Annotated in this window: 26 protein-coding genes; 14 read left to right on the top strand and 12 right to left on the bottom strand. The window is 40.8% G+C overall.

Going from position 1 to position 22,526, the window contains the following annotated elements:
- The first annotated feature begins 2 nt into the window (after window positions 1-2).
- Genes mutL through EGM47_RS05405 form a run of 3 tightly spaced genes read left to right on the top strand, consistent with a single transcriptional unit; the run spans window position 3 to window position 3,420 of the window.
- Window positions 3-1,841 carry a DNA mismatch repair endonuclease MutL gene (gene mutL / locus EGM47_RS05415; RefSeq protein ID WP_124979782.1) on the top strand — a complete coding sequence of 613 codons (1,839 nt, stop codon included), beginning with the start codon at window positions 3-5 and terminating at the stop codon, window positions 1,839-1,841.
- Complete coding sequence (locus EGM47_RS05410) at window positions 1,842-2,555, top strand: rhomboid family intramembrane serine protease (protein WP_124979781.1); 714 nt, start codon at window positions 1,842-1,844, stop codon at window positions 2,553-2,555.
- A 1-nt stretch (window position 2,556) separates the two neighbouring features.
- Window positions 2,557-3,420, top strand: a complete 864-nt coding sequence (locus EGM47_RS05405) for a rhomboid family intramembrane serine protease (RefSeq protein WP_124979780.1) — start codon at window positions 2,557-2,559, stop codon at window positions 3,418-3,420.
- Between the two features lie 122 nt (window positions 3,421-3,542).
- Here the strand turns inward: EGM47_RS05405 and EGM47_RS05400 are convergent, their stop codons facing one another.
- On the bottom strand, window positions 3,543-4,175 hold the full coding sequence (locus EGM47_RS05400; RefSeq protein WP_124979779.1) for a trimeric intracellular cation channel family protein: 633 nt from the start codon (window positions 4,173-4,175) through the stop codon (window positions 3,543-3,545).
- On the bottom strand, window positions 4,172-4,894 hold the full coding sequence (locus EGM47_RS05395; RefSeq protein ID WP_124979778.1) for an RDD family protein: 723 nt from the start codon (window positions 4,892-4,894) through the stop codon (window positions 4,172-4,174). Before EGM47_RS05395 ends, EGM47_RS05400 begins: the two co-directional genes overlap by 4 nt.
- A 38-nt stretch (window positions 4,895-4,932) precedes the next feature.
- On the opposite strand from EGM47_RS05395, the gene EGM47_RS05390 reads away from it, so the two are divergent.
- The 7 genes from EGM47_RS05390 to EGM47_RS05360 all read left to right on the top strand — a co-directional run bounded on the left by EGM47_RS05390 (window position 4,933) and on the right by EGM47_RS05360 (window position 11,896).
- Entirely contained in the window at window positions 4,933-5,913 is a 981-nt protein-coding gene (locus EGM47_RS05390; protein ID WP_124979777.1) for a stage II sporulation protein M, read from the top strand.
- Window positions 5,882-6,811, top strand: coding sequence for a hypothetical protein (locus tag EGM47_RS05385; RefSeq protein ID WP_124979776.1), 930 nt, complete (start codon window positions 5,882-5,884; stop codon window positions 6,809-6,811). The genes EGM47_RS05390 and EGM47_RS05385 overlap by 32 nt, the downstream gene beginning before the upstream one ends.
- Window positions 6,801-7,580, top strand: coding sequence for a DUF4129 domain-containing protein (locus EGM47_RS05380; RefSeq protein ID WP_124979775.1), 780 nt, complete (start codon window positions 6,801-6,803; stop codon window positions 7,578-7,580). The genes EGM47_RS05385 and EGM47_RS05380 overlap by 11 nt, the downstream gene beginning before the upstream one ends.
- Window positions 7,573-8,859, top strand: coding sequence for a DUF4350 domain-containing protein (locus tag EGM47_RS05375; protein WP_124979774.1), 1,287 nt, complete (start codon window positions 7,573-7,575; stop codon window positions 8,857-8,859). Before EGM47_RS05380 ends, EGM47_RS05375 begins: the two co-directional genes overlap by 8 nt.
- Window positions 8,860-8,862: 3 nt before the next feature.
- Window positions 8,863-10,044, top strand: a complete 1,182-nt coding sequence (locus EGM47_RS05370) for an AAA family ATPase (RefSeq protein WP_240642295.1) — start codon at window positions 8,863-8,865, stop codon at window positions 10,042-10,044.
- A gap of 7 nt (window positions 10,045-10,051) precedes the next feature.
- The gene (locus tag EGM47_RS05365) at window positions 10,052-11,386 is read left to right on the top strand and encodes a DUF58 domain-containing protein (RefSeq protein WP_240642294.1); all 1,335 of its coding nucleotides are present in this window, start codon (window positions 10,052-10,054) and stop codon (window positions 11,384-11,386) included.
- Between the two features lie 96 nt (window positions 11,387-11,482).
- The gene (locus EGM47_RS05360) at window positions 11,483-11,896 is read left to right on the top strand and encodes a hypothetical protein (protein WP_124979773.1); all 414 of its coding nucleotides are present in this window, start codon (window positions 11,483-11,485) and stop codon (window positions 11,894-11,896) included.
- Between the two features lie 112 nt (window positions 11,897-12,008).
- Here the strand turns inward: EGM47_RS05360 and EGM47_RS05355 are convergent, their stop codons facing one another.
- The gene (locus EGM47_RS05355; RefSeq protein WP_164510825.1) at window positions 12,009-12,194 is read right to left on the bottom strand and encodes a Lacal_2735 family protein; all 186 of its coding nucleotides are present in this window, start codon (window positions 12,192-12,194) and stop codon (window positions 12,009-12,011) included.
- A 335-nt stretch (window positions 12,195-12,529) separates the two neighbouring features.
- On the bottom strand, window positions 12,530-13,237 hold the full coding sequence (locus EGM47_RS05350; protein ID WP_124979771.1) for a DUF4197 domain-containing protein: 708 nt from the start codon (window positions 13,235-13,237) through the stop codon (window positions 12,530-12,532).
- A 104-nt stretch (window positions 13,238-13,341) separates the two neighbouring features.
- Between EGM47_RS05350 and EGM47_RS05345 the strand changes: the two genes are divergently transcribed.
- Entirely contained in the window at window positions 13,342-13,899 is a 558-nt protein-coding gene (locus tag EGM47_RS05345; RefSeq protein WP_240642293.1) for a hypothetical protein, read from the top strand.
- 126 nt (window positions 13,900-14,025) lie between these two features.
- Here EGM47_RS05345 and EGM47_RS05340 read toward each other — a convergent pair whose 3' ends face one another.
- The 5 genes from EGM47_RS05340 to EGM47_RS05320 form a co-directional block, all read right to left on the bottom strand.
- The gene (locus EGM47_RS05340) at window positions 14,026-14,274 is read right to left on the bottom strand and encodes a DUF6952 family protein (protein ID WP_124979770.1); all 249 of its coding nucleotides are present in this window, start codon (window positions 14,272-14,274) and stop codon (window positions 14,026-14,028) included.
- A complete protein-coding gene (locus EGM47_RS05335) occupies window positions 14,255-14,566 on the bottom strand; it encodes a thioredoxin family protein (RefSeq protein WP_394341787.1) in 312 nt (103 codons plus the stop codon). Before EGM47_RS05335 ends, EGM47_RS05340 begins: the two co-directional genes overlap by 20 nt.
- 76 nt (window positions 14,567-14,642) lie before the next feature.
- Window positions 14,643-15,278: a peroxiredoxin gene (locus tag EGM47_RS05330; RefSeq protein WP_124979768.1), complete on the bottom strand. Its 636-nt coding sequence runs from the start codon at window positions 15,276-15,278 to the stop codon at window positions 14,643-14,645.
- Window positions 15,279-15,435: 157 nt separating this feature from the next.
- The gene (locus tag EGM47_RS05325; RefSeq protein WP_124979767.1) at window positions 15,436-15,834 is read right to left on the bottom strand and encodes a hypothetical protein; all 399 of its coding nucleotides are present in this window, start codon (window positions 15,832-15,834) and stop codon (window positions 15,436-15,438) included.
- A 55-nt stretch (window positions 15,835-15,889) separates the two neighbouring features.
- Window positions 15,890-16,825, bottom strand: coding sequence for a hypothetical protein (locus EGM47_RS05320; protein ID WP_124979766.1), 936 nt, complete (start codon window positions 16,823-16,825; stop codon window positions 15,890-15,892).
- A 117-nt stretch (window positions 16,826-16,942) separates the two neighbouring features.
- Here EGM47_RS05320 and EGM47_RS05315 point away from each other — a divergent pair, with 117 nt between their 5' ends.
- Window positions 16,943-17,779: a DUF4349 domain-containing protein gene (locus tag EGM47_RS05315; RefSeq protein WP_124979765.1), complete on the top strand. Its 837-nt coding sequence runs from the start codon at window positions 16,943-16,945 to the stop codon at window positions 17,777-17,779.
- Here EGM47_RS05315 and EGM47_RS05310 read toward each other — a convergent pair.
- Together EGM47_RS05310 and EGM47_RS05305 are read right to left on the bottom strand one after the other, a co-directional pair.
- Window positions 17,776-18,540, bottom strand: coding sequence for an ABC transporter ATP-binding protein (locus tag EGM47_RS05310; RefSeq protein ID WP_124979764.1), 765 nt, complete (start codon window positions 18,538-18,540; stop codon window positions 17,776-17,778). The two genes, EGM47_RS05315 and EGM47_RS05310, sit on opposite strands and share 4 nt — an antisense overlap.
- Window positions 18,540-19,277, bottom strand: coding sequence for an MlaE family ABC transporter permease (locus tag EGM47_RS05305; protein ID WP_124979763.1), 738 nt, complete (start codon window positions 19,275-19,277; stop codon window positions 18,540-18,542). Before EGM47_RS05305 ends, EGM47_RS05310 begins: the two co-directional genes overlap by 1 nt.
- A 95-nt stretch (window positions 19,278-19,372) precedes the next feature.
- On the opposite strand from EGM47_RS05305, the gene pafA reads away from it, so the two are divergent.
- Window positions 19,373-21,097: an alkaline phosphatase PafA gene (pafA, locus tag EGM47_RS05300; RefSeq protein ID WP_124979762.1), complete on the top strand. Its 1,725-nt coding sequence runs from the start codon at window positions 19,373-19,375 to the stop codon at window positions 21,095-21,097.
- 70 nt (window positions 21,098-21,167) lie between these two features.
- On the top strand, window positions 21,168-21,659 hold the full coding sequence (locus tag EGM47_RS05295) for a DUF6646 family protein (RefSeq protein ID WP_124979761.1): 492 nt from the start codon (window positions 21,168-21,170) through the stop codon (window positions 21,657-21,659).
- Here the strand turns inward: EGM47_RS05295 and EGM47_RS05290 are convergent.
- Complete coding sequence (locus EGM47_RS05290) at window positions 21,656-22,522, bottom strand: glycosyltransferase family 2 protein (protein WP_124979760.1); 867 nt, start codon at window positions 22,520-22,522, stop codon at window positions 21,656-21,658. The genes EGM47_RS05295 and EGM47_RS05290 overlap by 4 nt on opposite strands.
- Window positions 22,523-22,526: the final 4 nt, after the last annotated feature.

Here is a 22,526-nt window from a genome sequence, read left to right as displayed (position 1 = left end):
TCATGTCAGATGTTATAAAACTCTTACCTGATCATGTGGCCAACCAGATTGCTGCAGGCGAAGTTGTGCAGCGTCCGGCCAGTGTGGTTAAAGAACTTCTTGAAAATTCCATTGATGCAGGTGCTACCCAAATCCAATTAGTGGTAAGGGATGCCGGAAAGACGCTGGTGCAGGTTATCGATAATGGAAATGGTATGAGTTCCACCGATTTAAGAATGTCTTTTGAAAGACATGCTACTTCCAAAATTTCTTCTGCAGATGATCTTTTCAACCTCCATACCAAAGGTTTTAGAGGAGAAGCGCTTGCCTCAGTAGCTGCGGTTGCCCAGGTCAGCGTCAAATCCAAACGTGAAGAAGATGATTTAGGGAGCGAGCTGGAAATTGAAGGGAGTAAAGTGCTGCGTCAGGAACCGGTAGTAACCTCTAAAGGGACGATGGTAAGTGTGCGCAATTTATTCTACAATATTCCCGCCAGAAGAAAATTTCTGAAATCGGATCAAGTGGAACTGCGCAATATAACTGATGAATTTCACCGGGTCGCCATGGTACATCCAGATGTATCGATGAGTTTTACACACAACGACACTCCACTTTTTACGTTACAACCCGGGAATCACCGACAACGTATCGTTGCTATCATGGGTGCCAAAACCAATGAGAAGTTGGTGCCGGTAGAAGAAGAGACGGAACTGATGAATATCAAAGGTTTTATCGGAAAACCTGAATTTGCCAGAAAGACTCGCGGACTCCAATATTTTTTTGTTAACGGTCGTTTTATCAAGCACAACTATTTGCATCATGCTGTTTCCAGCGCATTTGAGGGGCTCTTGAAGGATAAGGCCAATCCATCTTACTTTCTCTATTTTGAGGTTCCGCCGGATACTGTAGATATTAATATTCACCCCACCAAAACCGAAGTCAAATTTGACGATGAGCACAGTTTGTATGCAATTCTGAGGGCAACGGTTAAGCATGCGCTAGGCCAATTCAGCGTCAATTCCATTGATTTTAATCAAGAACAACAATATGATGTGCCTTATGATCTGGCCAAAAGAGGCATCGCAGCAGTACCAAAAATAGAAGTAGATCCAGATTTTAATCCGTTTCAAGAAACCTCTCCAAAGCCCGGATCAGGTTCCCGAGCGAAGAATTTTAGCTCAACTAATCCACAACCATGGGAGGCTTTATATACGGATCTGGAACCTGATACAAGTAGACTCACCGATGAAACCGATAGAGATGGACGTACCGGAGAGTTATTTGATCAACAAGAAGGAGAACAGCGGCATATCTTTCAACTTCAGCGGAAGTTTATCATTAGCGCCTTACAAAGCGGCTTGTTGGTCATCAATCAGCAACGTGCACATGAACGAATCTTATATGAAAAACTACTGCGCCAACTAACAGTTCAAAACGGAGTAAGCCAGCAGTTGCTATTTCCCATTAAGTTAAACCTTCCTCAAGAAGAGGTGGAGATTCTCAAGCACTTGCAAGCCGATCTTGAACATACAGGTTTTTTATTCAAAAGCCTGGAACATAATGTGGTGGAGATGGAAGGGCTTCCCCTTGAACTCAAGGAAAAGGATGTGCCTCAGGTGATTGATGCAATCGTTTCCAATGAACAACAGCAATTGCCAGAGCAGCGATACTCCAGTGTAGATAGTCTCGCTCAATCCATCGCCAGTGGTATGAGTATAAAGACGGGTGAACAACTTAGCGGAGAGGCTATGCATCATATGGTGGACGAGCTTTTTGCTTGCAAGGAACCCACGCTAACCGCGGCCGGCAAAAAGATTTTTATAAAACTCTCTGGGGACCAACTCAACTCAAAATTTGATTAAATGAATATTCAGATTTCCCCCATGGTGAAAAACCTTCTTATCCTCAACGCAGCAATGTATGTGGGTACGGTTTTTTTGGCGCCGGGATTATATGATACGATGGCTTTATGGTTTGTTGAAAACCCCAATTTCAGGATTTGGCAGCCCTTGACGCATATGTTTATGCACAGTGCTTACGATATCAGTCACATTTTGTTTAATATGTTGTGGTTGTTTTTTTTGGGGCCTGAGATTGAACGCTGGATGGGATCTAATCGTTTTCTATTCTTTTATCTCTCCTGTGGATTAGGTGCTTTTGTATTGGTAGCGGGAATTGAATATGTGCAATATCAGATGGCCATCAACGAATTATTGGCACAAGACTGGAGCATGAGCGCTATTGCTCAGGGCTATGCCGATAAACGACTTATTCACCCCAATGTGCAAGACTATTGGACCCCATCAGTGGGAGCCAGTGGTGCAATTTTTGGTGTAATGGCCGCCTTTATGTATTTGTTTCCCAATAGGTCAATGTACCTGTTATTTATTCCTTTTCCCATCAAAGTAAAATACTTGATTGGTTTCTATATCTTAAGGGAATTGTTGGCTTCTACTGGCGTGATTGCCTCCACACCCGGAACGGGACATCTCGCTCATTTAGGTGGTGCGATTGTAGGTTTTATCATGATCTGGTATTGGAAAAGAAACGATATGGATCGATACAGAATAGACTGATATGAACTTTGTGGACCAAATAAAATCTAAATTTCAAACCTTTGACACCGCCGGTAAATTGATTACTGTTCTGGCAGGTACCAGTATATTGGCCTGGTTGATTGGGTTGGTTTATCTTCGAGCTTATTTACAGTTGGTTTTACCATCTGGTTTTGTTCCTCCACTTTTACAGCCGTGGAGTTATATTACCCATGCTTTTGTACATGGAAGTCTATGGCATTTTATAGGAAATGCTTTCGGTATTTTTATTGCGGGAAGATATATTCTTAACCTATTTAAAGGAAGGCAATTCCTGACTTTATTCTTTTTGGGAGTGTTGGCGGGAGGTCTATCCTTTACATTGTCCACTGGATTGATGAATTTTTACTTTGGAAGCGGTATTGCCATCGGTGCCAGTGGTGGTGTTTTTGCCTTGATGTTGTTTGCCTGCACCTACTTCAAAGAATCAGAATATCGATTGCTTTTTGTCAATATCAAATTGAAATATATTGGTTATTTTTTGGTAGCGGTAAATATTGTGGGATTGTTTACTCAATTTGAAGCTGGGGCAAGTTTAGCCCATTTGGCTGGGGCCGCAGTTGGATTTTATACTGCCATACGTATGAAGGACGGTATAGATTTACTTGAGGGAATGGCCAAAGTAGGTGATTTTTTTGCCAATTTGTTCAAACCTAGGTCCAAGTCAAGGTCCAGTTCCTCCAACATGAAGACGGTCTATAAAAATCGTAAACAGCGAAATAAAGCTTCAACGCCTAAAACAGATCAGGCTAAACTAGATGCTATTTTGGACAAGATTTCAGCGAGTGGTTATGAATCACTTTCCAAAGCCGAAAAAGACTACTTATTCCGTGCAGGTAAGGAGTAGATCCAATTTTTACACAAGACTTTCGTAAAGGCAGGTGTGGAACAGACGCAGACTTTACTTCTGATAACCTCAGGTAATAACGCTTTCGCGAAAGCGTATACCACCCAATTTCTCCTCTGTGATCAAGAATCTGTTTCCTCCAACTCTGCACGAGAATAGGGGGAAGGCAATTTAATTTTAAACACTACTGCCAATATCCTAAAGGCAATCACGCAAAATCCAGAGATCGTAAAAACCCAATTGTCATCTATCCCCAATCGCCTCAACATAAAATAAACCCCACCGCCCAAAATACAGGCGGTAGCGTATATATTCTTTCTAAAAATCACAGGGATCTCATTGACCAAGATATCTCTGATTACACCGCCAAAGCAAGCAGTGATACAACCCAGAGTAACGCAAATCACAGGATGAAGTCCGGCGGCCAGACCCATTTCAATTCCTACCACAGTATATAAGCCTATACCAATCGCATCAAACAAAAAGAGTGTGCGGCGTAATTTTAATAATTGCTTGCGTAAAAAGAAGGTGATAAATACACAGATCAAAATAGTATAGACCAGGTTCATGTTTTTCATCCAAGAGACTGGTTCTGCTCCAATCAGGACGTCCCGTAATGTTCCTCCACCCGCGGCAGTTACAAAGGCAATGATCACGATACCAAACGGATCCAGTCTTTTGGAAAAGGCCGCCAAAGCACCTGAGATGGCAAAAGCAATGGTACCTAGTAAATCAATGATGTCGATATAGGTCATTGGCCCTGGGTTAGATAGGTGTAATCCTTCAAAACGGTGCGAATAAATATACCGTCTCTTAAATCCGATTTTACCTGAAGCAATTCCTCCACCTTATTGCGCAGCATACGCAAGGTCAAGTAGTCCCTGCTTTCTCCGGCCAACCTGTAAATATCTTTGATTTCATTGATTTCTTGGTCCGTAAATAGATGCACCCCAGAAAATTGAGGTTGGTAATTAGTATCCAATTCCTCCAAGATTGTATGGGAGATCCGGGTGCTTTTGCGCACATTGATAACCACTGTTTTGGCTCCCATGTCACCTAGTCGTTGTTTACGGTCTGAAAAAAGAATGGATACAGTACCTATCGTGAATGTAAAGAGCCACAAATCGATCAATCTGAAAATCCATCGCACAATAAAATCTGACCAGCGAGCAGGAGATCCATCTTCTTTGACTACTTTGATTCCCATGATGAACTTCCCGACGGTACGACCGTCAAAGATCAAATGCATAAACAGTGTATAGCAAAAGATAGGTAATAGGGATAATTGTTCTAGCCCAAAGACGTTGTTTGGATCGATGTAGGACGCAGCTTTAAAAACTGTGTTGTTGAGAATCAAAATATAAACAAATAGGATGGCCAGGTCCAGAATAAAAGCCAAAACACGCTGGCTCAAGCCTGCATATTCATATTCTATATTTACATTTTGCGCTGTATTGATTGCCGTATTGGACATAGTGTCGTAAGTTTATATCTTTACCCAAAAAAGAGCTCATGCGCGAGGCTGCTTTCGTCAGGCAAAATAAAGAAAAATGGATAGCTTTTGAAAAAGCCTTGGATGCAAATTCAAAAATTAATCCAGATCACTTGTCTGACTTATACATCCATTTGACCAATGACCTGGCCTTTGCCCAGACTTACTATCAGAATTCGAATACCCTACGTTATTTAAATTCGCTAGCCACCCAGGCCCATCAAAAAATTTATATCAATAAAAAAGAGAATGGAAATAGTATCCTTAGGTTCTTTGCCATGGACTTTCCGTTGTTCTTTTCAAATTATCAGCGCGAATTCCTTTTTGCAATCCTTGTTTTCTTTGTTGCTGTGGGAATAGGTACGGTCAGTACGCTGTACGATGATAGTTTTGTACGGCTGATATTGGGAGATGACTACGTCAATTGGACTTTGGACAAAATCGAAGAAGGAAATCCAACCGCGGTTTACCAAACGAGTGGGCAAGGGGGAATGTTTCTGGATATTACATTGAACAATATTCGTGTGGGTATGTTTTGTTTTGCGATGGGTATCCTCACTTCCTTAGGGAGTTTGTGGGTCATTACCAGCAATGGTATCATGGTAGGCGCTTTTTTTACTATGTTTTATAAAGAAGGGGTGACTTTGGACGCCTGGCGAGTGATAATGCTTCATGGGACCATCGAATTAAGTATAATTGTGGTTTGTGGAGCCGCAGGAATTATTTTAGGGAATAGTCTTCTCTTCCCTGGAACCTATGAACGTAAATATTCATTTGTGCGTGGAGTAAAGGCAGGATTAAAAGTTATGGTCAGTACCATTCCATTGTTTATCATTGCAGGTTTTATTGAAGGTTTTGTAACCAGATATGCGTTTATGCCCGCAGTGCTCAATTGGCTGATCGTTATTGCGAGTGCGGCCTTGATCATCTGGTATTATGGGATTTACCCCCAATTAGTTAAAAGAAAATATGAAGCATTACATAGAGCCGAGGCTACGTAGAGATTTTGGTGGAGTGATCACGGCTTATTTTGATTTTTTGAAGGGAGACCACAAAAACATCTTTACGGTTTTTCTCACTTATAATTTTGTCCTGATCATATTGTTGTTTTTGGCCAACTATCTTTCCGATAGTGGTATGTCAAGTATTATGGCTTTGGCCTCTGGTACCTATACGGATCCTACTTTATACACTGAAAGTAGCGAATACGCATGGATATTAAGCCTGGTAGGCTCGGTGTTGATGATGGTGCTCAACGCCGCTCTGGCTGGTGCATATCTGCGCTTGTACGAGAGAGATCGAAAAGGTTCTCCAGAGGCGAGAGAAGTTTTCAGTGCAGCTAGACCAAAGTTGCTAGGTATGATACTTATCTTGGTGGTGGGTGTCATTGGAATGATACCTACCATGATCGTTGCTGTAATTATGGCCATAGTGCCTTTAATAGGTATTTTCGTGCTTACTCCGGGTTTGATTGTTGTCTATTTTACCTGGATAGGCATGAGCATGTTTGCTTATGCTTATGATCCAGATACGGGAGCTATGCAAGCATTGGGGAAGGGATGGGAAATGTTGTTTTCTAAGTTTTGGAAAGCCTTAGGGGTGAGTTTTATTGTAAGTATACTACTATATCTATTATCATTTTTGTTTCAATTGGTTCCTATCATAATGATTGGTGTTTTCACCTATAATTCGGCGCTAGACAATATAGAAATCCAAGAAAACATTTTTATCAAGGCTGTAGAATTCTTTTTCTATGCCATTAACAGCATAGCGACTTCGTTGGTGTTTTTCCTTATTATGCTCATGTTGGGGTACCTCTACTTCAACCTTCATGAATCAAAGTACAATGTTTACCTTCAATCACGTATCGCAAAATTAGGGCAGAAAGATGAAGTTTAGGCCTTGGACTTTCATATGTTTCTTTTGCCTGGGCAGCCTTTGGGGCCAAGCACAGATTCAACAGGTGGAAGATTTGATCGACCAGTTGGAACATCAGCCTGTCGAGATTGTGGATACGCTGGAAAGGGAGTACGACACCAGAAAGTTAGAAGTTCGCCAATGGGAACCTGGTCTGAATGAGGAATATCGCGGTCGCGATTTCAATTATAGACAACTTGAGGGTAGTAGCCAAAACCTTTTGGGTCGTTTTATGAGTTGGATGTTGGAAGGCTTACAGAATATATTTGGTTTTACACTATCACCTCTTACGGTAAAATTACTCACTTATCTCTTTTATATCTTAATCGGCATTGGGGTGATTTATATGATTGTTCGTGTATTGGGGAAAGAAACGGCATCAAAGCTATTCGGGCACACCCCTAAGTCAGCCAGCCGTGTGGAAATTGAGGAAACACATATCGAGGAAATTGATTTTACTGACTTTATCGCTCAAAGCGAAAGAGAAGGGAATTATAGAAGTGCGATCAGGTATCAATATTTGGCATTGCTCAAGGCCTTAAGTCAGCAAGGAATATTGGAATGGGATTTTCAGAAAACCAACACTGATTATTACCGGGAATTGAACGATCCAGCCATGCGGGATCAATTTAAGAAAGTGTCTTACCTCTACGATCATGTATGGTACGGTGAGTTTCCTATCGATGAAGCCTCTTATCGAACAGCAGTTAGTGAGTTCAATCATCTAAAAAAATGGCGGCCTAATGAATAAGAAATCCAAAATATTACTCTATGTCATCTTTGGGTTTGCCGGCTTATTGATGATGATCGAGTTGATCGCTCCACCACCAATCAATTGGACCGAGAGCTATACCAGCGGTGATAAAATACCATTTGGGGCCTATGTATTCTACGATCAATTGGACGAACTTTTTCCCGGGCATGAAGTCAAAAGTGTTGAAGATGACCCAGTAACTTTTCTTAAATCTCAAGAATCGACTACTGGTGCTAATTACGTTTTTGTCAATAATTATATTGGCTTTGATCAGTCTGAAATTGACGATGTAGTGGATTTTGTGTCCAGAGGGAACAAAGTATTTGTAAGTAGCAAAAGTACTCCCGGACGGCTGGCCGATTCTTTGAATATAAGATCCAATAGGTCTTATGCGTATTATGAACAGGATACTGTTCGGGTGAGACTCAATAATCCATCTTTTGAAAATCGTAGTTACATCTACGTTAAGGGCAGTAGTTACCGGTATTTTACCAGTTATGACACCACCCGTACCAAGGTTTTGGGAGAGGTGCTACCTTTTGAACCTATGGAAGGTTATTTCAAAAAACTGATAGGTGAAGAGAAGGTGGGCGATAGTACCAAAAGCATACTAGAGAAAGCTATAGAAAAATCAAAAACCCGTCGCGTTCCACAAGCTAATTTTATTGAAGTACCGATTGGTGATGGTGCTATATATTATCACCTCAACCCCATCGCGTTTACCAATTATTATATGCTTCAGGAAGGCAAAGAACAATATGTGTCTGAAGTCCTTTCTTATCTGAATGATGGACCAGTTTATTTTGACGACTATGGTAAATCTGGGAGAAGGGTAGTAAGTTCTCCCTTAAGATTTATTCTCACCCATCCTGCCCTTAAATGGGCTTGGTATCTGACTATCATCAGTATTTTGGTTTATTTTATCTTTAAAGCCAAAAGAGAACAACGAGCTGTGCCTGTGGTAAAACCTTTGGAAAACAGCACGTTGGAATTCACTAAAACTATAGGTGATTTATATTTTCAAAGTGGTGATGTTACAGGAATCATAGATAAGAAGATCAATTTCTTTTTGGAACGAGTACGCAGATCTTATTATCTGACCACCGATCGACTGGATGAGGCATTTATCAAGAAACTAGCGATCAAATCACATAATTCCGTAGCACAAACCAGAGATATGGTGGAATACATTGTCCACCTGAGGGGAAAACCGCTACATATTGATTACGAACTCAAACAATTGAATAAAAGGATTGATGCCTTTTTTAATAAATAGGATATGGACGATACAAACAATATGAATAATTCCCAGGATGCTCCCCAAGGCCAGCCAGGACAACAACCTGCGCAGGAACAATTTGTCAATAGACCAAATGAGGAGCATGACTTGCCTACAGAAAATACTCAGCCTTCTGCTGATACAATCAATCAGTCACAACCATCCCCAGAGACAGTTCAACCTGTAAACCAAATCAAAGAAGTCGATCATTCGGTTCAATTTAAAAACAGACTGGATCTGGATAAATTGAGTGCAGCTGTTCACAAGATCAAAAACGAACTTAGAAAGGTGATCGTTGGACAAGAGGAAATGATTGATCTCTTGATCGTATCTATCCTGGCCAATGGTCACTCCCTGATCGAAGGTGTACCCGGAGTAGCCAAAACAGTCACCGCAAAACTGCTGGCCAAAACCATGCAAGTCGACTTTAATAGAATTCAGTTCACACCGGACCTCATGCCTTCTGATATTTTGGGTACCTCGGTTTTTTCTATGAAGAATAACGAATTTGAATTTAAACCAGGTCCTATATTCTCAAATATTGTACTCATCGACGAGATCAACCGTGCTCCCGCCAAAACACAAGCTGCCTTGTTTGAAGCTATGGCCGAACGACAAGTCACTATTGACGGAAAGGAATATGACCTTAAGGCACCCTTCCTTGTTTTTGCTACACAGAACCCGGTAGAGCAGGAGGGAACCTATAGATTGCCAGAAGCTCAGTTAGACCGTTTTTTGTTCAAGATCAATGTAGGTTATCCTAATCTCAAAGAGGAAATTCAAATCCTTACGGACCACGACGCCCGCAAAACTAAAGATCCAGAATCCATGGTGGAAGCGATTATGAATGGCGAGCAAATCGCAAATTATCAAGGCATCGTCAAAGAAATCTTGATTGAAGAGCATTTGATCAAATATATCGCACAAATTATTTTGGATACCCGCTCAAATGCTAACCTTTATCTGGGAGCCTCTCCTCGTGCTTCCATCGCCATTATGAATGGAGCCAAAGCCTATGCAGCCATCATGGGACGAGATTTTGTAACCCCAGACGATATCAAGTACATTGCCAAAGCGGTAATGAGACACCGTATCATTTTAACTCCTGAACGTGAAATGGAGGGATTAACTGCTGATCGGGCCGTCGACCAAATACTTGAAAACATAGAGATCCCTAGATAAACCATCCGTGAAGAAATTCTTTAAAAGCCTATTTCTGCAAAGACGCTTCTTTATCGCCATGGGTGTGATAGTAGTAGCCTTTGTTATGGCCTTTTTCTTTGAGCGATGGATAGACTACATCAAAATTGCTCTATTTGTTTTGCTAGGGCTGTTTGTGCTGGACATTCTTTTACTCTATCGCATCAAAAATGGTATCCAGGCCAGTAGGAACCTGCCGGATAAATTGTCCAACGGTGATGCCAACCCTGTTGAGATTCTGGTATCCAACAGATACAACGCCAGTACCAAATTGCGCATAATAGACGAATTACCAGTGCAATTTCAGGAACGTCAATTTGAAATAGTCCGAGAGATTGAAGGTGGTCAATCGCGTTTTTTTGTCTATAAAATCCGACCTACCGAACGCGGTGAGTATCACTACGGTGGGCTTCATGTATTTGCGGGTACAGCACTAGGTCTGGTTGAACGCAAATTTTCGTTTTCTCAGGACGCAATGGTGCCTAATTATCCTTCTTTCCTACAGATGCGCAAATACGAGTTGATGGCTTTTACGAATCGATTAAAGGATTATGGTTTAAAAAAGATCAGACGTATTGGACACACCATGGAATTTGAACAAATCAAGGACTATGTGTTGGGGGATGATGTGCGCAACATTAACTGGAAAGCCAGTGCTAAGCGCAATCAATTAATGATCAACCAGTTTCAAGACGAAAAATCTCAACCTGTTTATTCTGTGATCGATAAAGGCAGGGTGATGAAGATGCCTTTTGACGAATTAAAATTGGTGGACTATGCCATCAATGCTACATTGGTGATATCAAATATCGCCTTAAAAAAAGGTGACAAAGCCGGGATGTTTAGTTTTTCCAATAAGGTGGACAACCAAGTCATGGCACAAAAAAGGGCGTCTCAAATGAATTTGATTCTGGAAACCCTGTACAACTTGGATACGGACTTTAAAGAAAGCGATTTTGCCAGACTTTATGTGGATATCAAACGAAAATTGACCCAGCGCAGTCTATTGCTACTGTACACTAATTTTGAGACCATGGATGCGTTGCATCGACAATTGCCTTACCTTCAGGCCATTGCTAAGAATCATTTACTTGTGGTTATATTTTTTGAAAATACTGAACTCAATGCCCTGCTTCATGAAAAGGTTACCACTACCCATGAGATCTTCCATAAAACCATCGCAGAAAAGTTTGCATATGAGAAGAAGCTGATCGTTAACGAACTCAATAGATACGGGATCCAGACAATTTTGACAGAGCCACAGCATCTCACGGTGAATACAATTAACAAGTACCTCGAAATTAAAGCCAGAGGATTATTGTAAGCCTTCCCAAGTAGTTAAGAAATTGCGGTTCACTGGCTTAGCTATGCAATACAATGATAAGGATACTTGAAATGATTGAGAAAATTTACTTTTTTAATGCTCCTATTACTTCCCTACAGTAGATGGTGGAACACCTGGACACAAATCTTGACCTTTGCGGTGCTTATTTATTTGTTACTGGAGCTATCTTTCTTGATCTTTAATGAAGATGTTGTGCTGGTCATTGTTATCATATTTACGCTCATCTATGAAATCTACCGTTCCTCTAGGAAAAATGTGTTTTACAGGAAGAGACCCAACGAATTTTCATTGACAATCAATCGTAAAAAGGTCGGAACGGTAAGTGATTACATCGATGAGGTGAATGTTGAAGATCGGCAACTCTTGATCAGACGCATTAATCACATTGACACTTTTAATATATCCAATATACGACCAAAAGGTCTCAACAAGTTGATCGATAGGATAATATCTATTAGTCCTCAGCTAGCTAGAACCAGTCATGCTTGATGAGCCAGTTTTATTGATCTGCTGCTAGAGTGAATCGGCTGTAGAAATTCTTTAGACTGGACGATATTCGTCGCAGGCTAGATAAGATGATGATGAAGTGGGTGAGTTTGGGTTAGTGGGTAAGTAATTGTTCCTTAAGCGTATCAATTTCGATCTTAATTTCTTTGGCGATCTGTCTAAGTTCTTGACTATATTCCCGATTATTGATGGCGGCTTGATAAGATTGTTTCATTAACGAACTATATCTTTTCTCCAATTTTCTCAATCGTTCTATTTGTTTATCGTAGGCTGCACTCATGTTATTCATTGATATTAAAGCAAAAATATGAGTTAGCAACTTTGAATATTCCTAGCGGTCCGTTAACATCCTTGCCTGAGTAGTTAAAAATTTACTAATACATAAACATATATAATGTTTAGTTATGGATGAAGCAATGATTTATTCGAGACAACCTGTTAAATGGTCGTTTGCGGATTTGAGATCAATGGAGGTAATTGAGCAAGCAAAAAGGACTACGGATACTGGAAATAAAAAAGCCACGGATCATTACAATCCGCGGCTTTTACCCTTAAACTGTCCTGACGGACAATAATAAGACTTCAGAAATGTCGAAAAGTTTCAATATTTCTTAATTATTTATCCTGTAAAGCAAAAACACGTTGTAAAAGATCTGTTGTTCTGGCGCTTACCTGATTCCTGATTTGAATTTCTTCCTGCGCAATCATTGTAAAGACACCCTCCAGCGCTCGTTGGGTAACATAATCTGTGAGGTCTGGATTCACATCGTTGGTTAGCGGTATCGAGTTATAACGATTAATCGCCTGTGACCAAAGTTCTGTTGCTCCCACACGTCCTAAACTTTGTTGAATCACCGGTGAAAACTTGGCGTATAACTCCTGTTGGGTTTTGGTTTCCAAATAGCTGGTGGCAGCGCGCTGATCTCCTAAAAGGATATTTTTGGCATCGGTAAATGTGATTTCCTTTACTGCTTGGGTAAAAATAGGTAAGGCTTCTTTGGTGGCATCTTCGGCTGCGCGGTTCAATAATTTCAGACCTTCATCGGCTACACCACCTAAACCAATCCGTCTCAGGCCGCTGTCCACTTTCTGTAACTCTTCTGGTAATAGAATTTTGACCAATTCGTTTCGATAAAAACCGTCCTCAGCCATCAGTTTAGTTACTTCACGGTCTATCCCCAAATCCAGGGCTTGTCTCAGACCATTACCAATATCTACTTGCGTTAAAGGTCCTCCTTGTGGGAGCTGGCTAGCAATTTGTTGTAATTCCGCACAACTGGTTAGTGTAGTCACAGTGATTAACAATAGAAGCAATCTTTTCATGATGGATGTTTTCCCAAATATAATGGAAATGCTGATGTCTATTTTTATCTAAATTCAATCTAAGTTGGTATAACAATTGATACCATCTTGCAAACCGCTAACTTATGCTCAAAAACTTACTCTTAGCCATTCTTTGCATAACATGTCTATCCAGTTGTTATACTTCTCAAGGGCTTGCTAGCAATCTACAGGCAGATCCAGCCAAATTTGACCCCAACACACTTACGGGACTGTATGAAAATCAAATCCCAGATGATGACTACAACAGTTTATGGAATGATCTATGTCTGCATTTCCCAGATCAAAAAACCACAGCAGACTACGGAGATCTGGTATACTTGGAATACATCGATGATAAGCACGTAAAAGCAGAGCTCTACGATGGGGTCAAACTTTTACAGGAAATTACTTTACCAGGAAGACGAACTGAAAACTTTTTCACTTTGCGTAAAGGAAGTAGTTTCTTCTCACTCATTTTTATAAGTTCCTTTAAAAGCAGGAAAAGTATTTTAGGTAATCATCCCAATGGCGATTTATTACTCGCTCAGGGAAAATCTGATGATATGATACTTTTGGACGACACGGATAGGTTGGGAGAAGACGGAGAAATTATTACCGCTACTTATATGCGTCTGGGAGATAATCGTCCGGTATCCCAATAAAATTAAGCAAATAGCATAAAAAAAGACCTGGAGAAAACCAGGTCTGTTTTTATATACTTTTGAGGGGAATGGGGATATATCGCTTTCGCGAAAGCGGTCAACCCGCATTTCCATTCATCAAAATTATTATTGATCAATAGAGCCCATTACTTTTTGGGCAAAGGCATTGGCGGCTTCTACATTGCTCATGCCTTGGGAAACGTTGGCATGCACCTCCAAAGCTCCACAGATATTAGTGATGAGTTCGCCCACCACATCCATTTCCTCATCGGTAACCGATCTGTGTTCTGAAAAATGTTCCAGCACTTCGAGGGTCGCCTCCAGTTGTTCAGGGTTGGTTCCTTTTTGCAAATGTCTAATTACTGGTAACTTCATTGACGAGTTCTTTTAGATTTTCAAATTTGTTGGTCTGTACCTGATTCACAAAACTCCCATCCTTAAAAGTGGCAAAAGTGGGTAGGTTGTCTACAGTGGCCAATTGTCTGGATTCAGGGAATTTTTCTGCGTCAGCCAATACAAAGACCACATCTTCATTTTCGGCCGACAATTTTTTGAATTTGGGTTTCATGAGTCGGCAGTTGCCACACCAAGAAGCCATGTACTGAACCACAACGGTTTTATTTTGATCAACCAAATCTTTCAGGTTGTCTTGTTCTAATGTTCTCATGATTTTGGGTTTTTAAAATAAAAAGGGGAAAAACTGAATAGGTTCTTCCCCTTTTTCAAGGTGTATAAGCTATATATTAGTTTTGAGAAAGATACTCGGCTGTTGCAGCGCGATTAGCTCCCATGGCTTGTTTACCTTCCTCCCAGTTGGCTGGACAAACCTCTCCGTTCTTTTGAACATGAGTGTATGCATCAATCATTCTTAGGAACTCATTGACGTTTCTTCCTACAGGCATATGGTTCACCCCTTCATGAAAGACGGTTCCTTCCTCATCGATCAGATAGGTAGCGCGGAAAGTTACGTTGTCACCTACAAGGATATGGTCGTCCAATTCTTCATTATAATCAACTTCTACATCAAGAATGTCAAGGGTTCCAGATAGATTACGGTTAGAATCTGCCAGGATAGGATAAGTAACTCCTTCAATTCCTCCCTGGTCTTTTGGTGTATTCAACCATGCAAAATGTACTTCTGGAGTGTCACAGGAAGCTCCTATGACAATGGTATTTCTTTTCTCAAATTCTTCCAACGCCTCTTGAAAAGCGTGAAGCTCTGTCGGACATACAAAGGTGAAGTCTTTTGGATACCAGAACAACAATACTTTTTTGTTGTTGTTTTTGGCTTCGTCAAGAACGTTGAGCTTAAATGTATCGCCCATTTCATTCATTGCATCTACACTTAGATTTGGAAATTTTTTACCTACTATGGCCATGTTTTTTAATTTAAAAATTAGTCTGATTTTTCAGTGTGCAAATATATGTTCCGCTTTCGCGAAAGCGGACAGCAATCAATTTTTTTGGCAAATATCGTTATAGAATCTACCTATACAATAATTAAATAGCCATAAATTGCATCGATTGACATGGAGCTTACCAGATGATCCTAATCTCCATAAGCTTTTCACCATCTAGTTCTATAGATCGTTCATCAATAGCAATCGTGGAGCTAAAGGTAACTGCTTGCCCCTGGGCGTTTTTAAAATAATGCTGGGCGGCAAAAAAATACTCGTAATCCATACCGGTCATACGTGGGTTGTAAGCTTGATCCACGGCCGTTAATTGCAAACTGTCTAATGCTAGACCTTGAGGTATTTGAAAAGGTAGGCTATCGATGGTTTCTTCAGACCACTCAGATTGTAGGCTGAGTTGCTGGCGTTCAATGATATCTTTATAAGCCGATGTGATATAATCTTGATAAAAGTCTGATTTGTCAAAATCGGCAGGTAGTTCCATCGTCTCGGAGTCCAATCGATCTTTAACCTCAGTCATTTCTGTATGCTGTTTACAGGAACAGACCATAATGAAACAAAGGATGATAATTAATCTAGAGGGAGTCATTTTGCCTGAATTTTAATTTCACAATGCGTTCATTTTGGTATTGGGTACTAATGATTTCCATGCGTTGAAGGGATCTGGTAGGCGTAGTTAACTTATTTATAAATTCACTTTTTTCGTAAAGATTGATGCCGATTTGATAAGGGAGCACCTCCATGATGATCGCTTGGTCATCGATGATCTCTTCCAATTGGGATTTTCGCTTCTGCCAATCTTTACTTTTTCCATTGGAATAATAATACAGCATCAAAGCATAATCGTCAGTTTTTAAATCGACTTTGTGAGTGTTTTGCCGGTTCAGGTTAAGGTAAAATGTATCTGTTTTGTAATAGGGTGACCTGACTTCGAACCTCAAGTTATTGGCAGCAGTTTTCCACTTAAAGCACCCGCTGGAATCAATACCAAGTTGTAATCGTTCTTTATTATTTAAAATGGTGATGTGCAGCGGTCTCTCAGTTATTGGTAAGCGCAAATCGTGATCTTGAATGCAAATTTGATGCGTACTGCTAAAAGGAAAGATAGCCCATATCAAAACAAGAATTGCCAGGATAGCCAAACTAGAAACAAGAACGATTTTTGCAGGAAAGGATTTTTTATGCGGATCAGGGGCTAGTTGAAGTGTTGAGTTTTGATGGTGTTTTTGCTTAAAGTCATGCCAGTTATCGTAGCCAGCATATTGGCTGAGCAAATGCAGGATATCAATCCTGGGTAATTTTTCTGAATCCTTTCTAACATAGGTGTAAAACCACTTCTCGCTTACTGTACTTCCGGTTTTGCGCCTTAACTCATCTTGGAAAATGAGAATATCCTCGCCTTTCCATTTCCGGATATTTGAGGTGCTCACAGGATGTTCTTCCCGTATTACTCTATCCTGTAACTCGTCTAGTAGTTGATTAAATACAGATATGTCTTGGGCTCTTTCCATGGCTGGTTCACCGCTAAAATATCCTTTGTAAAACAGTTTACAAAGTTTTTACAAGGCGAATACAACCCCACTGGAACCTGTCCCGATAGTTTTGGTTCATCATTAAAATTTATTCTCATGAAAAACACTTTTCTTTCCTTATTGGTGATGCCAATTTTAATCAATTGTACCGAAGCCTATCACCCGGAAATGAACCGCACAGCGGAGGCGATAACTACTGAAGAGGCTGATATTAACATCCCGGGCAAATTACCTAATGTATTGACCTCTACTGCCAGTCCATCTGCTATCAAAATTGTCAAAAATGCCAATGTAAGATGCAAGGTCAGCCATCTGGATAGTGTGACCCGCCAAGTCCAACGTATTACTTCTCAAAACCAAGGATACATTGCTGAAATGCTTTACAGCCAAAACCAATATAATTTAGAGAACAAACTCTTGATCAAGGTTCCTTCTGGCAAATTTGACCCGGTATTTGAAGCGTTGACTGAGCTAGCAGATGTTGTGGAATATAAGAATATCACCACCAAGGATATCACGTCAGAATATGTGGATCTGAAAACGAGATTGGCTACTAAGAAAGAGGTGAAACTTAGGTATGATCAAATCTTACGGAGTAAAGCCAAAACCATAGATGAAGTCTTAAATACTGAAGAAAAACTACGGGTGCTCCAAGAAGAAATTGAATCTGCGGAAGGAAGATTGCGTTTTATGGATGAACAAATATCCTACAGCCGTATAGATTTGTTATTCTACCAACCTTTAGAGATTGAACATTCGATTGAACAAGACGTCAAAACCTATACAGATCGAGCTGTGGAAAACTTAAGCATTGGATGGGGCTGGATTAAAAACTTCAGCCTGACGATCATGGTTATGTGGCCGATTGTCCTCTTGGGTCTTTTAGGATATAGTTGGTATCGCTGGAGGGGAAAAGCTAGAAAAAAGGTCTAAAAACCTTCATTTTGCGCAATTCGCACCTTTTTAAAAAGTTCTGAGCTATATACAAAATCGGTGACAGCCTGGTTGTCTGTCTTAAAGATTTCCTTGTTTGTACCTTTCCAGGCCAATTTACCGTCTTTAAGAAACACGATGGTTTCACCGATTTCCATTACCGAATTCATATCATGCGAAATGATGACGGTTGTGATGTCCCGCTCGTGGGTGATTTCTTGTATTAAGTTATCAATTACCGTGGCGGTTTTGGGGTCCAACCCAGAGTTGGGTTCATCACAGAACAAGTAGCTGGGGTAATTGACCACAGCTCGAGCCAGTGCCACACGCTTCTGCTGGCCACCAGAGATCTCACTGGGCATTTTTTTGTTGAGATTAACAAGGTTCACCCGATCTAAAACTTCGTTGGCGCGTTCCAGTCGCTCCTTTCTGCGCATTTTGGAAAACATACGCAGAGGAAACATGACATTTTCTTCTACCGTCATACTATCAAATAAGGCACTGTGCTGAAACAACATTCCCATGTCTTTGCGCAGTTCGCTCTTACGCTCAATTTCCATCTCATTCAACGCTTCTCCATCATAAATGATCTCCCCCGAATCTGGAACAAATAATCCCAACATATTTTTGAGAAAGACAGATTTACCCGACCCACTGGCGCCAATAATCATATTAGTTTTTCCTTTATCAAAGGTGGCTGTTAAACCCTTCAGGATTTCCTCGCCATTAAAACTTTTTCTAAGGTTATTTACTTGAATCATCAGCTCAGGAGTAATTGGGTTAAGATATAGTTGGCGATGATAATGCCCACACAGGTCCATACAAAACTTGTGGTACTGGCTTTTCCCACTTCTAGTGCGCCCCCTTTCATATAATAACCATGGTAGCTGGGAATGGTGGCCAAGATAAGTCCAAAGACCATAGTTTTAATAAAGGCATAAGCCACATGGTAAGGGATAAAGGTGTCCTGTAATCCAATCACAAACTCTTCCATGCTCACCAAATTACCATAAACACTAGCGAGGAATCCGCCAAAAACCCCTACAAACATGACTATAGCAATTAAAAACGGATAGAACAATAATGCAATGATCTTAGGGAAGACTAAATAATTGAGCGGGTTAATCCCCATCACCTCCAACGCATCGATCTGCTCTGTTACTCGCATTGAACCAATACTGGAAGTAATATAAGAACCTACTTTTCCTGCCATGATGACCGAGATGAAAGTTGGGGCGAATTCTAAAATGATCGACTGACGTGTGGCAAATCCAATCAGAGATTTAGGAATGAGCGGATTGTCCAGGTTCAATGCGGTCTGCAAGGCAACTACCGCACCCATAAACAGCGAAATAAAGGCAGTAATACCCAATGATCCGATGATCAAATCATCGATTTCCTTAAGAATCAATTCTTTAAGAACGATCCCTTTGGTTGGTCTTTTAAATACACCGAACAACATGATCATGTATCGGCCTATATGGTCTAAAAATCTCATTGCTGGTAAAAGTAGATAAAAATTACACTACGCAATTTAATGCTATCTTAAACTTATCCATTAACCATATCCCTATTTTTGTACAAAGTCATTTTATGAAAATCAGTTCAATACTTATATTCAGCATGCTTATGTTGGTTTCATGTGGTCCCAGTGTACAGGCAAGCCGTAGCTACCAGCAAACAGAAGTAAAAGAGCAAGGTGATTCAGCCATGTATGAACCCTCGAAGCAAGGACAACCTGGTTATTTAAAATCAACACCGCCTAAGCTTGTGGTAGGTATTGTGGTCGATCAAATGCGCTATGATTACCTGACGCGTTTTGCCCATAGATATGGTGAGGGAGGATTTAATCGCTTAGTAAGGGACGGATTCAATGCGACCAATCATCATTACAATTATGTGCCTACTTATACTGCGCCGGGACACGCCGCTATTTATACAGGAACCACTCCAGCCAATAATGGGATCATTGGCAACAACTGGTATGATAAATTTATCGAAAAAACCATTTATAATGCGAGTGATCCTGATGTTGATCCGGTAGGTACTGATATGAATGACGGCCGTATGTCCCCCAGAAAACTCTTGAGTACCACCGTAACCGACCAACTGGAATTACATTCCCAAGGGCGTTCAAAAGTCATAGGTATTTCCATCAAAGATCGTGGGGCTATCTTACCTGCAGGTCATGCGGCAGATGCAGCTTATTGGTTCCAGGGCAACGACCAGGGAAAATTTATTACCAGCAGTTATTATATGTCTGAACTCCCAGAATGGGTACAAAATTTCAATACTTCCAGTCAGGTCAGGAATTACCTCAAAACTTGGAATACATTATATCCACTGGAAACCTATACGGCCAGCGGTAAGGACCTGAATGATTTTGAACGACCGCCCAGAGGGAAGGATACTGCCACATTTCCTTACGACTTGTCTGCCCTTGCCGAAAAGAATGGACAACTGAACCTTTTAAAAGCCACACCATTTGGAAATAGTATCGTGGCCGACTTTGCCATTGCAGCATTGGAAGCTGAAAAATTGGGTCAAGGGGACGAAACTGATTTTTTGGCGGTCAGTTTTTCCAGTACGGATTATATAGGTCACCAGTACGGAGTGAATTCGGTTGAATTAGAGGATACTTATTTAAGATTAGATCAGGATTTGGAAAGACTGTTCAAGGCATTGGATCAACAAGTTGGACAAGGCAATTATACAGTGTTCCTGACCGCAGACCATGGTGCTGTCAATGTACCTGCTTACCTCCAATCCAAGAGAATTGAAGCTGGGTATTTTGACGGAGGACAATTTGAAGAAAAACTCAATCAAGCATTGTCAGATACCTATAACACAGAAAACTTGATCAAAAATATTTCAAATGATCAGATCTTTTTTAATCATCAAGAAATGCTAGATGCTGGTGTCAATGCCTCAGACTTACAGCAGTTTGTGGCGCAAACCATTATCAACTTTGAGCATATCGACAAAGTGTTTACGAGAGATGCGTTGGTCAGTGGAAGTTTTACAGAGGGAACTGGCCGGTTGATCCAAAACGGTTTCCATCATAAGCGCAGTGGGGATGTGGTTTACGTATTGGAACCTGGAGTGATCTCTTATCCTACAACCGGATCTACTCATGGTAGTTCGCAGAGCTACGACACCCACGTACCTCTACTGTTTTATGGAAAAGGTATCAAACCGGGTCAGTCTGCCAGACGCTATGAAATTACCGATATAGCACCCACAATATCAAGCCTACTCCAAATAGCCTTTCCTAATGCAAGCATTGGGAATCCAATAGTAGAAGTCCTGGAAGACTAGGCTTTAAGATCTTTAGTGTTGCCTATCTTTGCAGCGTCACAAATTATTGATGAACAATTAAACTTTATATATGAAAAGAATAATACTTATTGCATGTCTGTTTTGTGCAACTTTGGTTAGCGCTCAGGCCTATGAAGGAAGGGGAGACCAAAAAGTACAAATTGGTGCCAGTTTTCAGGACGGTGCTACTGGAATTATTGGGACCTATGATTACGGTTTGGGAGACAATTTTTCTATCGGATTGGGAGCGGCTTATGCCTTGGGAACCGATGATTTGATCGATCCTGATTTTGATGAGCGAGCGATGCTTGCCTTAAGATTCAACGCGCCTATTGGTAATGTGTTGAACATAGATCCCATGTTTGATCTGTACCCTGGACTTGCTTTTACTACTAAACATTTTGGTGGACACGTAGGTGCCAGATACTTTTTTACGGATGGATTTGGTTTGTACACGGAAGCAGCTTTTCCTTTTGCTAAGTACAAAACAGAAGACTTGACTCCAGAAGAAAGTCTATACAACCAGTTCAATATCAGTATAGGTACTTCTTTTAACTTTTAAAGCCCTATTTTTTTTCTGATTCCCTGCCAGCGGTAGGATCGGATAAACTGACCTTGATCCACTGTCACCAGCGGGTCAAGGTCATTTTTTTTGGCTTTTTGATATCCTTTGATATAGGCTGGAATCAATGAGAATTTCTTTTTGTTCCAAGCCATTTTAGCTGCGGTGATCAATGTTAACCTCCAACCATAACGCATTTTATAAAAAGCTTCTCCCTGCAACTGCATGCTCTTTTCATGTTGGTAGGCCGCGCCTGTGGGTTTAAGGTGCTTCACGTATAAATCGGGAATGGTGACTACTTCCCAGCCATAAAATCTGGCCAACATCTCATCCACGGTGTCCCAACCTATACTTTCTTTGAGTCCGCCGATTTGTTCAAAACATTCTATATGATAGGCTTTCAGTGCCCCCCTGATATGATCCGGATTGTTTTGGCCTTCTCGTATCCATTGTCCATTTTTAAGTATGCTGCAATGACCGGCCACCATTCCATAAGGCTGATCATCGTCCCTATCAACCGACATCATGGTGACCAATTGTTCCATATAATCTTTTGGAAACACTAAATCTGCATCAAATTTACAGATGATATCAAATTCCTTCCAATCTACCTGGGCTAACCCATGATTAAAGGCTTGAACAACCTTGGAACCAGGTATATTTTTAGGACTGCTTTTTCGCGAAAGCAATGATACATTTCCATGGGAGGCATAAGAAGCTACAATACTGGCGGTAGCATCCGTAGAGTTATCGTCAACCACTATAATTCGGTCAGGTTCCAAGGTTTGGGACAACAAACTGTCCAAGGTTTGACTTATAAAGGCCTCCTCATTATGGGCGGGTATGATAATCAATGTTTTCATGAAA

The sequence above is a fragment of the Nonlabens xiamenensis genome, assembly GCF_003865345.1.
Lineage (GTDB): Bacteria > Bacteroidota > Bacteroidia > Flavobacteriales > Flavobacteriaceae > Nonlabens > Nonlabens xiamenensis.
The sequence above is the reverse complement of the archived record's forward strand: the minus strand, read 5'-3'. Positions and strand labels throughout refer to the sequence as shown.